At 68.0% G+C, this 16,622-nt stretch carries 18 protein-coding genes; 5 read left to right on the top strand and 13 right to left on the bottom strand.

Translation table 11 applies throughout. The annotated features are described in order from the left end of the window. Positions 1-20 precede the first annotated feature (20 nt). From HFL01S_RS10740 to HFL01S_RS10755, 4 genes are all read right to left on the bottom strand, one after another. Entirely contained in the window at positions 21-818 is a 798-nt protein-coding gene (locus HFL01S_RS10740; protein ID WP_066258199.1) for an enoyl-CoA hydratase/isomerase family protein, read from the bottom strand. Further along, positions 815-1,336: a DinB family protein gene (locus HFL01S_RS10745; RefSeq protein ID WP_066258302.1), complete on the bottom strand. Its 522-nt coding sequence runs from the start codon at positions 1,334-1,336 to the stop codon at positions 815-817. The genes HFL01S_RS10740 and HFL01S_RS10745 overlap by 4 nt, the downstream gene beginning before the upstream one ends. A gap of 8 nt (positions 1,337-1,344) precedes the next feature. Further along, the gene (locus tag HFL01S_RS10750; protein ID WP_066258201.1) at positions 1,345-2,967 is read right to left on the bottom strand and encodes a carboxyl transferase domain-containing protein; all 1,623 of its coding nucleotides are present in this window, start codon (positions 2,965-2,967) and stop codon (positions 1,345-1,347) included. Between the two features lie 132 nt (positions 2,968-3,099). After that, a complete protein-coding gene (locus HFL01S_RS10755) occupies positions 3,100-4,803 on the bottom strand; it encodes an AMP-binding protein (RefSeq protein ID WP_066258202.1) in 1,704 nt (567 codons plus the stop codon). A gap of 127 nt (positions 4,804-4,930) precedes the next feature. On the opposite strand from HFL01S_RS10755, the gene HFL01S_RS10760 reads away from it, so the two are divergent. Beyond that, the gene (locus HFL01S_RS10760) at positions 4,931-5,974 is read left to right on the top strand and encodes an AraC family transcriptional regulator (protein WP_066258203.1); all 1,044 of its coding nucleotides are present in this window, start codon (positions 4,931-4,933) and stop codon (positions 5,972-5,974) included. 167 nt (positions 5,975-6,141) lie between these two features. Next, entirely contained in the window at positions 6,142-7,251 is a 1,110-nt protein-coding gene (locus tag HFL01S_RS10765; RefSeq protein ID WP_066258206.1) for a serine hydrolase domain-containing protein, read from the top strand. Here HFL01S_RS10765 and HFL01S_RS10770 read toward each other — a convergent pair. Then, entirely contained in the window at positions 7,227-7,853 is a 627-nt protein-coding gene (locus HFL01S_RS10770) for a TetR/AcrR family transcriptional regulator (protein WP_169802329.1), read from the bottom strand. The genes HFL01S_RS10765 and HFL01S_RS10770 overlap by 25 nt on opposite strands. 44 nt (positions 7,854-7,897) lie before the next feature. On the opposite strand from HFL01S_RS10770, the gene HFL01S_RS10775 reads away from it, so the two are divergent. Next, the gene (locus tag HFL01S_RS10775) at positions 7,898-8,413 is read left to right on the top strand and encodes a hypothetical protein (RefSeq protein WP_084383218.1); all 516 of its coding nucleotides are present in this window, start codon (positions 7,898-7,900) and stop codon (positions 8,411-8,413) included. Between the two features lie 67 nt (positions 8,414-8,480). Continuing rightward, positions 8,481-8,984 (top strand): DUF1499 domain-containing protein, encoded by a 504-nt coding sequence (locus HFL01S_RS10780; RefSeq protein ID WP_066258211.1) that lies wholly within the window; start codon positions 8,481-8,483, stop codon positions 8,982-8,984. Positions 8,985-8,987: 3 nt separating this feature from the next. Here HFL01S_RS10780 and HFL01S_RS10785 read toward each other — a convergent pair whose 3' ends face one another. The 6 genes from HFL01S_RS10785 to HFL01S_RS10810 all read right to left on the bottom strand — a co-directional run bounded on the left by HFL01S_RS10785 (position 8,988) and on the right by HFL01S_RS10810 (position 12,921). Next, positions 8,988-9,710 (bottom strand): hypothetical protein, encoded by a 723-nt coding sequence (locus tag HFL01S_RS10785; RefSeq protein ID WP_066258214.1) that lies wholly within the window; start codon positions 9,708-9,710, stop codon positions 8,988-8,990. An 81-nt stretch (positions 9,711-9,791) separates the two neighbouring features. Beyond that, on the bottom strand, positions 9,792-10,442 hold the full coding sequence (locus HFL01S_RS10790) for a hypothetical protein (RefSeq protein ID WP_157538838.1): 651 nt from the start codon (positions 10,440-10,442) through the stop codon (positions 9,792-9,794). A 96-nt stretch (positions 10,443-10,538) separates the two neighbouring features. Next, on the bottom strand, positions 10,539-11,423 hold the full coding sequence (locus tag HFL01S_RS10795; protein WP_066258216.1) for a hypothetical protein: 885 nt from the start codon (positions 11,421-11,423) through the stop codon (positions 10,539-10,541). Positions 11,424-11,432: 9 nt separating this feature from the next. Beyond that, complete coding sequence (locus HFL01S_RS10800) at positions 11,433-12,095, bottom strand: HAD family hydrolase (protein WP_066258219.1); 663 nt, start codon at positions 12,093-12,095, stop codon at positions 11,433-11,435. Further along, positions 12,095-12,493 (bottom strand): YchJ family protein, encoded by a 399-nt coding sequence (locus HFL01S_RS10805; protein WP_066258221.1) that lies wholly within the window; start codon positions 12,491-12,493, stop codon positions 12,095-12,097. The genes HFL01S_RS10800 and HFL01S_RS10805 overlap by 1 nt, the downstream gene beginning before the upstream one ends. Beyond that, the gene (locus tag HFL01S_RS10810) at positions 12,490-12,921 is read right to left on the bottom strand and encodes a rhodanese-like domain-containing protein (protein WP_066258223.1); all 432 of its coding nucleotides are present in this window, start codon (positions 12,919-12,921) and stop codon (positions 12,490-12,492) included. Before HFL01S_RS10810 ends, HFL01S_RS10805 begins: the two co-directional genes overlap by 4 nt. Before the next feature lie 100 nt (positions 12,922-13,021). Between HFL01S_RS10810 and HFL01S_RS10815 the strand changes: the two genes are divergently transcribed. Continuing rightward, positions 13,022-13,729 carry a glutathione S-transferase N-terminal domain-containing protein gene (locus HFL01S_RS10815; protein ID WP_066258226.1) on the top strand — a complete coding sequence of 236 codons (708 nt, stop codon included), beginning with the start codon at positions 13,022-13,024 and terminating at the stop codon, positions 13,727-13,729. A gap of 30 nt (positions 13,730-13,759) precedes the next feature. Here HFL01S_RS10815 and HFL01S_RS10820 read toward each other — a convergent pair whose 3' ends face one another. Further along, on the bottom strand, positions 13,760-15,220 hold the full coding sequence (locus HFL01S_RS10820) for a TrkH family potassium uptake protein (protein ID WP_066258228.1): 1,461 nt from the start codon (positions 15,218-15,220) through the stop codon (positions 13,760-13,762). A gap of 4 nt (positions 15,221-15,224) precedes the next feature. Beyond that, positions 15,225-16,616 carry a Trk system potassium transporter TrkA gene (gene trkA, locus HFL01S_RS10825; RefSeq protein ID WP_066258230.1) on the bottom strand — a complete coding sequence of 464 codons (1,392 nt, stop codon included), beginning with the start codon at positions 16,614-16,616 and terminating at the stop codon, positions 15,225-15,227. Between the last annotated feature and the right edge of the window lie 6 nt (positions 16,617-16,622).

The raw sequence follows: 16,622 nt of genomic DNA on the forward strand, positions 1-16,622 counted from the left end.
CCTGAAGGGAAAGGACCAGATTACCCCGCCAGCCAGGCAGGTTTGCGCTTCTGCAGAAAAGACGCCACGCCTTCGCGACCTTCGTCACTCGCGCGTATCTCGGCGATGCCTTCGACCGTTGCCGCCACCAGCGCAGCGTCGATTTCGCGCTCCGCCACGTCCTGCACCAGCCGCTTGCAGGCGCGCACAGCGGCCGGGCTGGCGCTCACCAGCGCCGCGCTCAGCTCGGCCACCTTGGCGGCGAGCGCATCGCCACCTTCGTCGGCATCTACCAGCTCGTGCACAAAGCCGATGCGGTGCGCTTCCTCGGCGGAAAAACGCTCGGCGGTGAGGAAGTAGCGGTGCGCGGCGCGCGCCCCCATGGCGCGGATCACGTAGGGGCTGATGGTGGCGGGGATCAGGCCCAGCTTCACTTCTGAGAGGCAGTAGGTCGCGGTGCGCACGCTGACCGCCATGTCGCACGCGGCCACCAGGCCCATGCCACCCGCGAACACATCGCCCTGCACCGCGGCGATGGTCGGCTTGGGGCATTCGTAGATGGCCTTGAGCATGGCGGCGAGCTGGCCGGCGTCGGCGATGTTCTCGTCGCGCGTGTAGTCGGCCATGCGGCGCATCCAGTTCAGGTCGGCGCCCGCGCAGAAGGCCGGGCCTTCGGCCGCCAGCACCACCGCGCGCACGTCGTCCCGCGCACCGACCGACTCGAACGCGGCTTTGAGTTCCTGGATCACGACGTCGTTGAAGGCGTTGCGCACCTCAGGGCGGGTGAGCGTGATGCGGGCGATGCGGTCTTGCACCGTGATGGTCAGGGCTGTGCTCATGGTTTCTTGGCCTCGGCAGCTTCCAGTTGCAGGTGGTACACCCAGTCCAGCTCGGGCGCCGGCTGGCCCAGCGCGGTGAGGGCGGCGGTGATCTGTCCGCGGTGGTGGGTGGCGTGGTTGAACACGTGCGCCAGCGTGGCCGCGAACGGCAGCGACTGAGGCACGCCCTTCATGGTCTTGTAGTCCAGCACGCCGTCAAACCGCTCGGCCGGCCAGGTGGCGATCAGGTGTTCCCAGTTGGCCGCGCCACCCTTGAGCGCCTGGCCCAGGCGCTCGCGGTCGGGTTCGATTTCCGCATCCAGCGCCAGCAGCGGTGACGCGCCTTTGGAAAAGCGCGCGTACCAGAGCAGGTGCTCGCCCACCAGCAGGTGGTTGAGCGTGCCGTGGATGCTCTTGAAGAACAGGCCCACGTCCTTGCGGTAGTCGTCATCGGACACCCGCGAGACCGCGTCCAGCAGGCGGTGCGTGGCCCAGACGTGGTAGCGCGCCTGGCGGGTGAAGTGGACGATCGGGTCCATGCCGGTGCTCACATCCGGAACAGGCCGAACTTCGTATCCGGGATCGGGGCGTTCAGCGACGCGCTCAGGCCCAGCGCCAGCACGCGCCGCGTGTCGGCCGGGTCGATCACGCCGTCGTCCCACAGACGCGCGGTGGCGTAGTAGGGGTGGCCCTGCACCTCGTACTGCTCCTTGATCGGCGCCTTGAACGCGGCCTCTTCTTCCGCACTCCAGCTGCCGCCCTTGCCTTCGATGCCGTCGCGTTTGACCGTGGCCAGGACGCTCGCGGCCTGTTCGCCGCCCATGACCGAGATGCGCGCGTTCGGCCACATCCACAGGAAGCGGGGCGAATAGGCGCGGCCGCACATGCCGTAGTTGCCGGCGCCGAAGCTGCCGCCGATGATGATGGTGAACTTCGGGACGGCGGCGGTCGCCACGGCCGTCACCATCTTGGCGCCGTTGCGGGCGATCCCTTCGTTCTCGTACTTGCGGCCGACCATGAAGCCGGTGATGTTCTGCAGGAAGACCAGCGGCGTTTTGCGCTGGCAGCACAGTTCGATGAAGTGCGCGCCCTTGAGCGCCGATTCGCTGAACAAAATGCCGTTGTTGGCGATGATGCCGACCGGCATGCCTTCAATGCGCGCGAAGCCGCAGACCAGGGTGGTGCCGAAGCGCGACTTGAACTCGTCGAACTCCGAGCCGTCGACGATGCGGGCGATGATCTCGCGCACGTCAAAGGGCTTGCGCGTGTCGGTCGGGATCACGCCGTACAGCTCCTCGGCCGGGTACAGCGGCGCCACCGGGTCGATGGTGGTGATGGGCGGGACCTTGCGCGCGTTGAGGTTCTTCACGGCCTGGCGCGCCAACGCGATGGCGTGCAGATCGTTCTGCGCCAGGTGGTCGGCCACGCCACTCAGGCGCGTGTGCACGTCGCCACCGCCCAGGTCTTCGGCGCTCACCACCTCGCCGGTGGCGGCCTTCACCAGCGGCGGGCCGCCCAGGAAGATGGTGCCCTGGTTCTTGACGATGATGGTCTCGTCGCTCATGGCCGGCACGTAGGCGCCGCCCGCCGTGCACGAGCCCATGACCACCGCGATCTGTGCGATGCCCTGCGCGCTCATGTTGGCCTGGTTGAAGAAGATGCGGCCAAAGTGATCGCGATCGGGAAACACTTCGTCCTGGTTCGGCAGGTTGGCGCCGCCCGAGTCCACCAGGTAGATGCAGGGCAGGTGGTTCTGCTGCGCCACTTCCTGCGCGCGCAGGTGCTTCTTCACGGTCAGCGGGTAGTAGGTACCGCCCTTCACCGTCGCGTCGTTGCAGACGATCATGCAGTCCACACCGCTGACGCGGCCGATGCCGGCGATGACGCCGGCACATGGCGCACTGTCGCTGCCGTCGCGGTCCGGGTACATGCCCATCGCGGCCAGCGGGCTCAGCTCCAGGAACGGCGTCCCCGGGTCCAGCAGCATCTGCACGCGGTCGCGCGGCAGCAGCTTGCCGCGCGCGGTGTGCTTGGCGCGGGCGGCCTCGCCACCGCCGAGCGTGGCCTTCTGGATCTGCGCCTTCAGGTCGTCGACCACGGCGCGCATGGCGGCGGCGTTGGCCTGGAAGTCGGCGGAGCGGGCGTTGAGTTTGGTGTCGAGGATCGTCATATCTGTTGCCCAACTGAGAGAGGGTTAGGAGCACCGTCCAGCGCACGCCGTGGAACCGGCTTTGCCGGGCCACAGGCGTGGTCCCCCACCGGGGGAAGACGCGAAGCGGCGCAGGGGGGCTTTCATTTCATTTCAGGCGGTCTTGGCTTCGGCCAGCCCCAGCTGGTCCTTCATGGCGTCGCGGATCTTGAACTTCTGGATCTTGCCGGTCACCGTCATCGGGAAGGCGTCGACGAAGCGGATGTAGCGCGGCACCTTGTAGTGGGCGATCTGGCCCTTGCAGAAGGCGCGCACGGCGTCTTCATCCAGCGTCTGGCCGGGCTTGACGATGACCCAGGCGCACAGCTCCTCGCCGTACTTCAGGTCGGGCACGCCGACCACCTGCACGTCCTGCACCTGCGGCATGCGGTAGAGGAATTCTTCGATCTCGCGCGGGTAGATGTTCTCGCCGCCGCGGATCACCATGTCCTTGATGCGGCCGACGATGTTGACGTAGCCCTCGTCGTCCATGGTCGCGAGGTCGCCGGTGTGCATCCAGCCGTCTTCATCGATGGCTTCGCGCGTCTTCGCCTCGTCGCCCCAGTAGCCGTGCATGACCGAGTAGCCCTTGGTGCAGAACTCGCCGCGCTCTCCGCGCGGCACGGTGGCGCCGGTCTCGGGGTTGACGATCTTGATTTGCAGGTGCGGCTGCACCAGACCCACGGTGGACACGCGCTTGTCCAGCGGCGTGTCGGTGCTGCTCTGGCAGCTCACCGGACTGGTCTCGGTCATGCCGTAGGCAATCGTCACCTCGCCCATGTGCATGTCGGCCTGCACCCGCTTCATCACCTCCACCGGGCAGGGCGAGCCGGCCATGATGCCGGTGCGCAGGGTGTGCAGGTCGAACTCCTTGAAACGCGGGTGGTCCAGCTCGGCGATGAACATGGTCGGCACGCCGTGCAGGCCGGTGCATTTTTCGGCCTGCACCGTCTGCAGCACGGCCAGCGGGTCGAAGGCGTCGCTGGGGTAGACGATGGTGCTGCCGTGCGTGAAGCAGGCCAGGTTGCCCAGCACCATGCCAAAGCAGTGGTACAGCGGCACAGGGATGCACAGGCGGTCGTCCGGCGTGAGCTTCATGCACTCGCCGATGAAGAAGCCGTTGTTCAGGATGTTGCGGTGGGTCAGCGTCGCGCCCTTGGGGAAACCGGTGGTGCCGCTGGTGAACTGGATGTTGATCGGGTCGTTCGCCGTCAGCCCCGCCGCGGCCTGCGCCACGCGCGGGTCGCCCAGGGTGCCCGAGGCCAGCAGCGCGGAAAAGCGTTGCATCCCCGGCTGCTCGGCGCCCTCACCCGCCACGTCGATCCAGGCCACGGTGCACAGCTCGGGCAGGCGCGCGGACTGCAGCGCGCCGGGCGCGCAGGTGGCCAGCTCGGGCGCCAGCTCGCGCAGCATGCCCAGGTAGTCGCTGGTCTTGAAGGTCGCCATCGACACCAGCGCCTTGCAGCCCACCTTGTTGAGCGCGTATTCGAGCTCGGCCGTGCGGTAGGCGGGGTTGATGTTCACCAGCACCAGGCCGACCTTGGCGGTCGCCAGCTGCATCAGCACCCATTCCACGTTGTTGTGCGACCAGATGCCGATGCGGTCCCCCGGCTGCAGGCCCAGGCCCAGCAGCGCACTGGCCAGCCGGTCGACTTCGGCCGCCAGCGCGGCGTAGGTGTAGCGACGGCCCTGGTGCACGCTCACCAGCGCCTCGCGCTGCGGGTGGCGCGCGGCCATGGCGTCGAAGAAGGCGCCGATGGTCTGTTCGATCAGGGGCGCGTCGGTGCGGCCCGCGGCGTGGCTCAGCGTCAGGTCCATGGGGTTTGTCTCCTCTGGCGTACGGGCGAAATCCGGTCCCCAGCATAGCGGCCTGCTCCGGTTTCGGGGCGGGCAAACAGGTCACAAATCGCGCCATCAATCGTGCCATTCATGGCAGACTCCAGCCATGCCTGCCCCGCGCCCGAACGCCCCCGCCCGCAGCACTGTCGTCGCGGCCACCCCCATGGCTTTTGTGCAGGCGATTGCGCACGCCTATGCGCTGCGGCAGATGGCGCCCGATGCCGCGCTCGCCGCCGCACAAATTGCGCCAGCCGATCTGGATCGGCCCGAGGCCCGCATCACCGCCCTGCAGATGGAGTGGCTGTCGGCCGCCGCCATGCAGGAACTCGACGACGAGGCCCTGGGCTGGTTCACCCGCCCCCTGCCCTGGGGCAGCTACGGCATGCTCGCCCGCGCCTCGCTATCCGCCCCCACCCTGGGCGTGGCGCTCAAGCGCTGGTGCCGCCACCACGGCCTGCTCACGCGCGACATCACGCTCACCGTCCAGGCCGAGGGCGACGAGGCCCGCATCGTGCTCGGCGAACACCGCCCGCCCGGCGGCGACGGTTCGCTGCGCGAGTTCTGCTTCGTCTCGGTGCTGCGCAACGTGCACGGCCTGGCCTGTTGGTTTGTGGACTCGCGCATCCCGCTGCTGGGCGCCAGCTTCCCCTTCGCCGCGCCGCCGCACGCCCAGGCCTACCGCGTGCTGTTCGACGGTCCGACGCGCTTTGACGCAGAAGACACCGCAATCCGCTTCGATGCCCGCTACCTGGCCCTGCCGATCAAGCGCGACGAGGCCGCGATGAACCAGATGCTTCAGCGCGCGCTGCCGATCCAGGTGCGCCCCTACCGGCGCGACCGCCTGCTGGTGCAGCGCGTGCGGCAGGTGCTGCTGAACCAGCCGCAGGACGCCCACAACGCCGACGACCTGGCCGCCCTGCTCCACACCTCGGCGCGCACCCTGCACCGGCAGCTCAAGGAAGAAGGCGCCACGCTGCAGGCGCTGAAAGACGAGGTGCGGCGCGAGCGCGCCATGGCGCTGCTGCAGCGCACGAACAAGCCGATCAAGCAAGTGGCCGCTGCGACCGGGTTCCAGAACGAGAAGAGCTTCATCCGCGCGTTCAAGGCCTGGACCGGGCTGGCACCGGGAGAGTGGCGCGATGCGCGTTGACCATGAGCGCAACAAACCCGAGTTGACCAGCCGGTGGCCCTCCGCTCCACCCCTTCACGGCCTCGCAAGCCCTTGATTCGCTGAGCATTTTTCTTCAGCCGCGGCATTCGATCCGCCAGGCGCCGATGCGAGTAGGCGGGCAGAAACCCGCTGCCGACAATCGTGCGATGCGACAGCCTCACCCCTTCTTCCTCCACGCCTGGCTCGGCGCCCTGCTCCTCTTCATGCTGGCGCCCTGGCTGCCGGCACACGCGTCCGGGGCGGACTGGGACCAGGCGCTGGACCGGATCGAGGCCCAGGGCCTCAACATCCACAGCGTGCTCGTGATGCACGGTGACCGCCTCGTCGCCGAGCGCTACCGCAGCGGTCAGGACAGGGGCCTCTACAGCCTCTGGTCATCCCGCCGGCACTTCGGCCCCGACGACCTGCACGACATGCGCTCCATCAGCAAGAGCGTGGTCGGCCTGGTGTACGGCGTGCTGCTGGCGCGTCAGGAGGTACCCGGACTGGACACGCCGGTCGCGTCGCTGTATCCCGACCATCCGGCACTCGATCAACCACCGAAGAACGCGATCCGCATCCGGGACCTGCTGACCATGAGCGCCGGGCTGGCCTGGGACGAACCGTCCCCCGTGCGGCGCACACCCGACGACGACCAGACGCCCCTGGTCTGGACCAGCTCGTTCTATGCCACCGTCTTCGGGCGCGAGGTCGTGGCCCGTCCGGGCGAGACCTTCGTCTACAGCGGCGGACTGACTTCGGTGCTGGTCGATGTCATCGAGCGGTCCACCGGCCGTCCCTGGGCCGAGGTGGTCGACACCGAGCTGTTCCAGCCGCTGGGCATCCAGACCTGGACCTGGAGCCGGGACCTGCGCGGCCGCCCGCTCGCCCACGCCGGTCTGCGCCTGCGCCCGCGCGATCTGCTGAAGATCGGCGTGCTGGTGTTGCAGCAAGGTCGGTGGCAAGGCCGGCAACTGGTGCCATCGGCCTGGGTCGAAGCCGCGACATCGACCCAGATCAGGGCCAGCGCCCGCCTGGGCTACGGCTACCAGTGGTGGACCAGCGAGCAGACGGTGGCAGGCCAGTCGTGGCCGGTGATCCAGGCCATCGGCAACGGGGGCCAGAGGCTGTACGTGGTGCCCGGACTCGACCTGGTGGTGGCCATGACGGCCGGCGACTACGGTCAGCCCGACATCCTGGCCGCCGAGGACGACCTGTTTGCCGCGCTGCTGGGGCTCGCCGCGCGCGAGGCTCAACCCGCGGCGACCGCCAGGTAGGCACGGACCAGACAAACCGCCTCGTCTTCCAGCGCCTGGTCGGACACGGGCAGTGCCTCGGCGTCTTCGGTCAACGCCCGGGCGACACCCAGTACGGCGCGCGAGATGACAAAGAGCTGGGCTTCGGTGAGCGACAGACCGCCCAGCGGCCCGCCTGGATGACCGGCAATCATCGCCACCTGGGCTCGCACCTGCTCTGCATCATCGGCCGCCAAGCCAGCCCCGAAGTAGGCACTCAGCAGAGTTCTGCGCAGCCCCACATCGAGCCGATGGCGCTGAAACAGCGCGCGAACGATGCCGCGCACCGGGTCGGTGTTCTGCTCGGAGGCCGCCTGCAGCGCATCCGCCAAGGCCTGCCGATCGGCCTTCAGCAGCCGGCGCGCCAGCGCAACGAGGATGGACTGCTTGTTGGGAAAGTAGCCGTAGAGCGTCCCGATGCTGACGCCTGCCCGCTCGGCAATGCGGTTGGTGTTGAACCCCGAAAGACCCTGCTGGAGCAACTGCCACGCCGCATCCAGGATCACGGCCACGGTTTCGTGCGCCCGCTCCTGGCGGGGGCTGCGGCGTGAGAGCACGGAGCGGAGCTTCTTCTGGGTGGTCATGGGCCGCATTCTCGACTTCCACAGGCACACGCCACAATGCGGCCATGACGACACCCAACCACGACGACACCGCCCGCAGCAGCCGGCGCAGACGCTGGGTGCGGCTGGGCGCCAAGACCGTGCACGACCTCGCGTCCATCACCTTCGGCGGCGCGCTGGTCGCCTGCATCGTGCTCAACCAGATGGTGCCGCGCGACACGCTGGCCGAATTCGCCGCCGCGCGGGCGCTGCACGCCACCATCGCACAGTACCTGCTGGTGCCTTCCATGGCCGTGGTGGTGCTCAGCGGCCTGCTGGCCCTGGCCGCCACCCGGGCTTACATGGGCGCGGGCTGGGCCTGGCTCAAGGCACTGCTGGGCCTGAGCGTGTTCGAAGCCACGCTGGTGGTGGTCGGCTCGAAGGAGAAGCAGGCCGCCGTCGTCGCCGCCTACACCGACCCCGCGCAGCTGGAGACCCTGCTGCGCTCCGAGCGCAACACCCTGTGGCTGCTGGTCGTGCTGGCCGCCATCAACGTGGTGCTGGCCGTGTGGCGGCCGCGGCTCGGTCCGAAGGAGCGCTGAGCCACCGCCTCCGCCCACCCCGAACTCGCCACTGCACGATCGGCACACACCACCCCGGAGAAACCTCATGACCCTGCTCAAATGGATTGCGTTCGCCCTGCTCGCCCTGGCTATCGCCGCGGCACTGGCCGGACAACTCGGACTGCTCGGCGGGAGCATGCCCGGAGACCTGGGCGTGAAGGATGGCCGGCTCAAACCGCCGTCCACAACGCCCAACAGCGTCAGCAGCCAGGCCGGCCTCTACCCCGACCACCCCATGCGCGCCTACGCTGAGATTCCGCCGCTGCCCCTCCAAGGCGACGGCCCCGCCACCCTGGCGCGGCTCCGGCAGTTGCTGCAGGCCATGCCCGGCGTGAAGATCGTCCAGGACAACGGCGATGGCTACCTGTACGCGCAATGCACCACGCGCTGGATGAAGTTCGTCGACGACCTCGAACTCTGGGTCGACCCGGTGAACCAGGTGGTGCAGGTGCGCTCGGCCTCACGCGTGGGGCGCAAGGACTTCGGGGTGAACCGGGAGCGGGTGGAGGGGCTGCGGGCGGGGTTGGCCAGGGAAGGCGGAAGGCCCTAGGCCCTAGCCCCGAGGCCCCGTGTCTGCAGACGGCATCCGCGGAGACGTGCTGTCGAGAGGCCCCTCAAACAAACCCAACCGTCCAATCAAGTCCAACACCACGCCATCAATCTGCGCACGTATCGCGTCGCGGACAGCACCATCCACCCTGGGTTGCAAGAGTGGCCCTTTTTCAAGCGCCACAAAGGGGAGGCGCTGGAAGCTTTCTGAAGACACGATCTGAACCTCTTGCGGGTAAGACGGATTCAGGATGCGGGCATCCAGTTGGACATAGGTCGCTGATGCGGCCTCCAAGCCCAACCATGTGTGCTGACGGAGTCCAATCCCGCTGACGTAAGGAGGCCGGTTGAACACCTTGTCCGGGCCATACCCTGGGGCAATGACCAGCACGACCTCATTGGTGGTGTCGATCATCTGGGCCAGGTTGACCTGTGTTCCTGGCTGAAGAACAAGCGCCCTGGCCTTCCGCCCTGTCTGACGCAGCACGGCCACGCTTCGCTCTTCGATCCAGTGCTTGATGGACCAATCCGGGTTCGAATGAGTGGCCGACTCGTTGTTCAACAGGATCGTCCCCACCCAGGACAACGACAGGTCATTGGGAACGTTCACCACCACGACAACGCCTTTGTCTCCCACTTGCGACCTGATCCGCACAGGATCGGCAGTCCCGCACCCTGAGAGGACCGCAGAAACGGCCAGCCACATCACCAAAACCAGACTTCTCATCTTCTCTCCTTCTTTTCAGTCCCAGCAAGTTGTATGAGCTCTATGGAAAACTGCAATGGAGCCGGCAGCGGGGAGTCCGAATCAGATCAGTCCAAGCTGCTGCAGGATGGCGCGCACAGAGCCTTTGACCTGGTCACGCACCGATCCTGCAACGGCCTCTTCGCTCTCAGGCTTGAGCTTGGCGCCGGTGTCGAGCACGGGGGTCGGCAACGCGACGGAAGACAGCTCCACCACCCTGGCCACGGATTGGCCCGACTTCAGATCGATCAGATCTCCTTCCAGCGAGGCAAAGGTGCTCACCAGCGGTTTCAGGCCCAGCGCGCTGTGCTGGTGGATGCCGACCCCGTTGAGCGGGGTGTCCTGATACCTCACGGGCGCAATCACCAGCACCAGATCCTCGGTCAGGACACCACCCTTCAACAGATCGGCCTTGGACATGGCGGGCAGTGCGCGAATGTTCACCGCCCGGTACGGCCCCGTGGCGGGCATCGCGCCGCGAATCGCGTCCTCCGCCGTCTTGGGCAATTGCCAGGCGGGCCTTTCCGTGCGGTCAAATTCGTTGTTGAAGACGGTCGTTCCAAGCCACGACGCTTCAACCCGGTCATTGACCAGAGACACCACCGCCAGCGACTTACCCCCAACCTGCTGCCGGACCAGCGCCGGGTCAACGCTGGCACAGCCGCCCAACAACGCGGCGGCCGCGAGCAACACCATCCAAAGGCGACGAGCCATGATTCTTTCCTCCCTGAACAGGACTTGATTGAGACGGCGCATTATGGGGCGCTCCGTCCGCTCCAGGCTGCCCAAGCATGCAGCGCGAGACCGCTCTCAAGGCCTTGGGTCAGCACTTCCCGATGGCCCCGGAATCCCCCGCCCTTCCACCGTCGTCGGCGCCACCGGATGGGCGCTCGCTGACGGCCTGACGGGCTGCGCCGCCGGGGCTGCTGCGGGAGGTGCGACGGGCGCCGCCGATGGCGCAGGCGCCGCGGCGGGTGCCGGTGCCGGCACCATCGCCTTGCCCAGCCCCAACTGACTCACCAGGCTCTGCAACGCCGCATCCACCTGCACCTTCAGCGACTCGCGCGCGGCGGCCGCCACGTCCTCGTTGAGCCGCGGGCCGGTCAGCAGGGCCGGCGCGGGCACGCGCTGGGCGGTGTGCACCGTGGCTTCGCCGAGCACCGCGCCGAAGGTGCTGGGCACCAGCAGGTCGGCGCGCAGCGAGACGTGCGCGGCGGATTCGGTGTTCACCCGCACGATGCTGCGCTGGGCGATGCCCAGCCCGTTGAATCCCTCGCGGGTGGCCCAGAGGCTGTCGCCCGAGGGCGCGGCCGAGAGCAGCAGCACATGGTCGGTGGGGGTCTTGAGCTCCTTCAGCTCCTTGAGCGCTTCTTCGCGGCGGGTCGAGGTGATGGTGACGCGCTGCACGCTGGAGAAGCGCCCCGAGGCCTTGAGCAGTTCCACCGTGCTGTTTTCCAGCTGCTCCTTGAGCCCCCAGCCGGGCACGAAGGCTTCGCCGAATTCGTTGTTGAACGGCGTGGTGCCGCGCCAGGACAGGCGCAGCGTGGTGCCCACGGTGCTGATGACGGTGATGGAGCGGCCCTGTAGCCGCGCCTGCACGCTGGGTTTGTCGACGGTGGCGCAGCCGGCCAGGCCCAGGCTGGCCAGCGGCAGGGAGGAAGAACGGAGCAGGAGCTGTCGGCGGGTGATCGGCATGGCCTGTTTTTACCGCAGCGGCGACAGGTGGTGCACCAGCTCGCCCATGTGGTGCATCACCCGCGCCACCGGCAGGTCGCCGAAAGCGCGGCCGTCACCATGCTGGCAGTAGCCCCAGACGGTGGCGCCGGCAGCCAGTCCGGCCTGCGCGCCAGTGGCGGTGTCTTCGATCACCAGGCAGCGGGCGGGGTCGACGCCCAGGTGTGCCGCGGCGGCGAGGTAGACGTCGGGGTGCGGCTTGGAGCGCGGCTGGTCGTGGCCGCTGAAGATGCGCTCGCCGAAGTACGGCGCCATGCCGGCCATGCCGATCTGCATCACCACCTTGGGCCGGTCAGCGCCAGAGGCGCAGGCGATGCGACCCGCTGTGTGGCCGTGCGCGGCGATGACGGCGTCGAGCGCGCCCTGCACGGTCTGCAGCTCGGCACGCAGGCGCTCGTCGCGGCGGGCGTAGAAGGCTCGCATCCACTCGTCGGTGAGCGGCCGGCCGGTCTCGGCCTCGATGCGCGCGCGCTCGTCGCGCACCGCCTTGCCGATGAAGATGCGCTCGCACTCGGCCTGGCTCAGCGCCCAGCCGGCTTCGTTGAGCACCTGGCGCAGCACGCCGTTGGTGATGGGCTCGCTGTCCACCAGCACGCCATCGCAGTCGAACAGGACCGCGTCAAACCGTTCCATCAATGCATGTCTCCGTCAACGTAGTACCAGCGCCCGTCCTCGCGCACGAAGCGGCTGGTTTCGTGCAGGCGCACGCCGCGGCCGCCCAGGCGCGAACGGGCGACAAACTCGACCTCGGCGTGGTCGGCATCGATCACGCGGTGCCGCTTCACCTCCAGCCCCAGCCATTTCTGCCCCGGCTCCAGCGTGAGCCCGGTGGGCCGCGTGCTGGCGTGCCAACTGACCTCCAGGTAGCCCACGCGCCCGAGCACGAAGGCGCTGTAGCGCGAGCGCATCAGGCACTCGGCGTCGGGCGCGGGAGTGTCGTGGTCGAGGTAGCGGCCGCAGCAAGCCTCATAGGCTGTCGCGCGGCCGCGCGCATCGGTGCGGCCACAGGGGCAAGCGAGGCCTATGCTCATCCACGCGCCGCCTTGCTGGCGGCCTTGTGCGCCTCCAGCGTTTCGGTGGGCGCGCCCTCTTTCACCCAGGCGGTGAAGCCGCCGTCGATGTGCGCCACATTGCTCATGCCCATGTCCTGGAGCGCCTTGGTGGCCAGCGCGCTGCGCCATCCGGCGCCGCAGAACAGCACGAACTCCTTGCTCTCGTCGCCGAACACCGGCTTGAAATAGGGCGACTCGGGGTCGACCCAGAACTCCAGCATGCCGCGCGGCGCGTGCACGCAGCCGGGCACCGTGCCCTCGCGCTCCAGCTCGCGCGGGTCGCGGATGTCGACCACCTGCAAGCGGGGGTCGCTGCCCAGGCGCGCGCGGACCTGCTCGACGCTGTAGGTGGTGATCTGCGCGTTGGCTTCATCGACGAGGGCGCGGAAACCTTTGGTGATCGGCATGGTGGTGTCTCCTGTCCGGTGGGGTGCGAAAAGGCCATCGTAGCGCGCCCTGCAGGGCCGCCGCCAAGCTGCTAGGGTGTGGGCCGCAAAGGAGATGACCATGACCGACCTGTCCGCTTTTCCCGTCACCCGCAAGTGGCCCGCACAGCACCCCGACCGCCTGCAGCTCTACAGCCTGCCCACGCCCAACGGCGTGAAGGTGTCGATCATGCTGGAGGAGTGCGGCCTGCCCTACGAGGTGCACCGCGTGAGCTTCGACACCAACGACCAGTTCACGCCCGAGTTCCTGTCGATCAACCCGAACAACAAGATCCCCGCCATCCTCGACCCGAATGGCCCCGGCGGCCAGCCGCTGGCGCTGTGGGAGTCGGGCGCCATCCTGGTCTACCTGGCCGAGAAGACAGGCAAGTTCCTGCCCACCGACCCGGCGCGGCGCTGCGAGACCCTGCAGTGGCTGATGTTCCAGATGGGCGGCGTGGGCCCGATGTTCGGCCAGGTGGGTTTCTTCACCGTCTTCGGCGGCAAGGACTACGAGGACAAGCGCCCGCGCGACCGCTACACCGGCGAAACGAAGCGGCTGCTGGGCGTGCTCAACCAGCGCCTGAAGGGCCGCAGCTGGGTCATGGGCGACGAGTACACGATTGCCGACATGGCCATCCTGCCCTGGGTGCGCAACCTGGTCGAGCGCTACAAGGCGGGCGACCTGGTGGGCTACGGCGAATTCACCGAAGTGCAGCGCGTGCTGGCTGCCTTCGTGGCCCGGCCGGCGGTGGCCAAGGGCCTGGCCATTCCCGCCGCGCCGAACTGAGCGCCCGCGCTGAAGCCGGCGGCGCCGGCTTCAGCGCCGCCAGAACGCGCCGGTGAACAGCACGAGGAACGACAGCAGCTCCAGCCGCCCGAGCACCATCGCAAAGCTGAGCATGCTCAGTTGCAGGTCGCTCAGCACGCCGAAGTTGCTGGCCGGGCCGACCTGGCCCAGCCCCGGGCCGATGTTGTTGACGGTGGCCACCACCGCGCTGAAGGCGGTGACGATGTCCAGCCCGGTGAACAGCATCAGGAAGGTCAGGCCCATGGTGGCGGCGCCGTAGATCAGCATAAAGCCCAGCACCGACGTCATCACCGGCAGAGGCACCACCTGCCCGCCCAGCGTCACCGGGTTGACCACCCGCGGATGGATGATGCGCACCAGCTCGCGCCGCGCCTGCTTGATCAGCAGGATCATGCGGACCATCTTGATGCCGCCGCCGGTGGAGCCGGCGCACGAGACGAAGGTGCCCAGGAAGATCAGCAGCACCGGCGCGAACACCGGCCACTGGGAAAAGTCGGTGGTGGCGTAGCCGGTGGTGGTGGCCATCGACACCACGTGGAAAGCGCTGTCGCGCAGCGCGTCCTCGAAACGGGTGTGCACGCCGTGCACCATCAGCAGCGCCGCCACCAGCAGGATGGCCACCAGCAGCACCACCACATAGGTGCGGATCTCGCGGTCGTGGGTCAGCGGGGTCAGCCTGCGGGTGCGCAACACCACAAAGTAGCGCACGAAGCTGATGCCCGAAATTGCCATGAAGAAGATCGCCACCAGCTCCACCCGCAGCGAGTCGAAATGGCCGAGGCTCGCATCGTGCGACGAAAACCCGCCCAGACCCATGGTGGTGCACATGTGCATGAAGGCGTCGGCCCAGCCCATGCCGGCCCAGCGGTAGGCCAGCAGGCAGGCACCCGAAAACAGGAAGTACACGCCCCAGAGGCCGCGCGCCGTCTCGGCGATGCGCGGCGTGAACTTGGTGTCCTTCATCGGGCCGGGCGTTTCGGCCTTGTAGAGCTGCATGCCGCCCAGCCCCAGCATGGGCAGCACCGCCACCACCAGCAGCATGATGCCCAGGCCGCCGATGAGCTGCAGGAAACAACGCCAGACATTGACCGACACCGGCAGCGCGTCCAGCCCCGACAGCGCGGTGGCACCGGTGGCGGTCAGCGCGCTCATGGCCTCGAAGTAGGCCTTGCTCCAGCTGATGTCGGGCACGGTGAACATCAGCGGCACCGCCGAGAAGGCGGGCAGCAGCAGCCAAACCATGTTGACGAGCAGAAAGCCGTCGCGCGCCTGCAGCTCGCGCCGGTGGCTGCGCGTCAGCGCCCAGAGCAGCCAGCCGCTGCCGGCGGCCAGCGCGAACGAGCCCTCCCAGACGTAGCGGTATTGCTCATGGTCCTCGCTCCAGGCCCAGGCCAGCGGCACCAGGAAGGCAAAGGCGAACGCCACGAGCACGCGCGAGAACACGTTGAGCGCGGGAAACAGCACGCGCATGGGATCAGCCGAAGAAGGTGGCGCCGACCTGGAACAGCTTCTCCACCTCGCGCACCAGGCGCTTGTGGGGGATGAAGATGATCACGTGGTCCCCGTCCTCGATGACGGTGTCGTGGTGCGGCATCAGCACCTCGGAGTCGCGGCCATCGCCGCGCACGATGGCGCCGAAACGGGCGCCCTGCGGCAACTTGATCTCTTCAATCCGGCGGCCGACCAGCTTCGAGGTCTTGATGTCACCGCGCGCCACGCCTTCGAGCGCCTCGGCCGCCCCGCGGCGCAGGCTGTGCACCGCCGCCACATCGCCGCGCCTCAGGTGCGCCAGCAGCTCGCCGATCACCGTCTGCGAGGGCGAGATCGCGATGTCGATGGTGCTGCCCTGCATCATGTCGGCGTAGGCGCGGCGGTTGATAAGCGACAGCACGCGGTTGGCGCCCAGCCGCTTGGCCAGCATGGCGGACATGATGTTGTCCTCGTCGTCGCTGGTCAGGGCCAGGAACATGTCCATGTCGCCGACGTTTTCCTCTTCCAACAGGTCCTCGTCGGCCGCGTCGCCGTTCAGGACCAGCATGTTCGACGGCAGCTGGCTGGCCAGGTACTCGCAGCGCTTGCGGTCGCTCTCGATGAGCTTGACCTCGCACTGCCCGACCAGGCTGCGCGCCAGCCGCAACCCCACCTTGCCGCCGCCGGCGATCATCACGCGCTGCACCGGCTTGTCGATGTTGTGGATGGCGGCGAGCACCAGCCGGATCTTGCGCACGTCGGCCAGCACGAAGACCTCGTCGCCCGGCAGGATGCGGGTTGATGGCGTGGCCTCCATCTCGGTGTCCAGGCGGTAGAGCGCGACGATGCGCATCTCCACATGGGGAATGCGATTGCGCATCTCGGCGATGGTGTGCCCCACCACCGCGCCACCGGCCGCCGCACGCACCACCACCAGGGCCGCGCGGCTCTGCGAGAACTTGACCACCTGCAGCGCCTCGGGATAGCTGATGAGCTGGTGGATGTAGCGCGTGACCGATTCTTCGGGGCAGATCACGTTGTCCACCGAGAAACCGCCCTTGCCCAGCAGCGCGTCGCCCTCGATGAACTCGGGCGAGCGCAGGCGGGCGATGGTGGTGGGCACGTTGAACACGTCGTGCGCCACCTTGCAAACCACGAGGTTGGACTCGTCGGCCGCCGCGCAGGCGATCACCATGTCGGCGTCTCGCGCGCCGGCCTCGGCCAGCACCGAAGGCTGGATGCCGTTGCCCACGACGCCGCGCAGGTCCAGCTTCTCTTCGAGCAGCCGCAGGCGGGCGGGGTCCTGGTCGATGACGGTGATGTCGTTCTGTTCCGACACCAGGCTCTCGGCCACGCTTTCGCCAACCCGGCCGGCGCCCAAAATGATGATCTTCATAGGGCT

The sequence above is a fragment of the Hydrogenophaga flava NBRC 102514 genome, assembly GCF_001571145.1.
Taxonomy (GTDB): Bacteria; Pseudomonadota; Gammaproteobacteria; order Burkholderiales; family Burkholderiaceae_C; genus Hydrogenophaga; species Hydrogenophaga flava.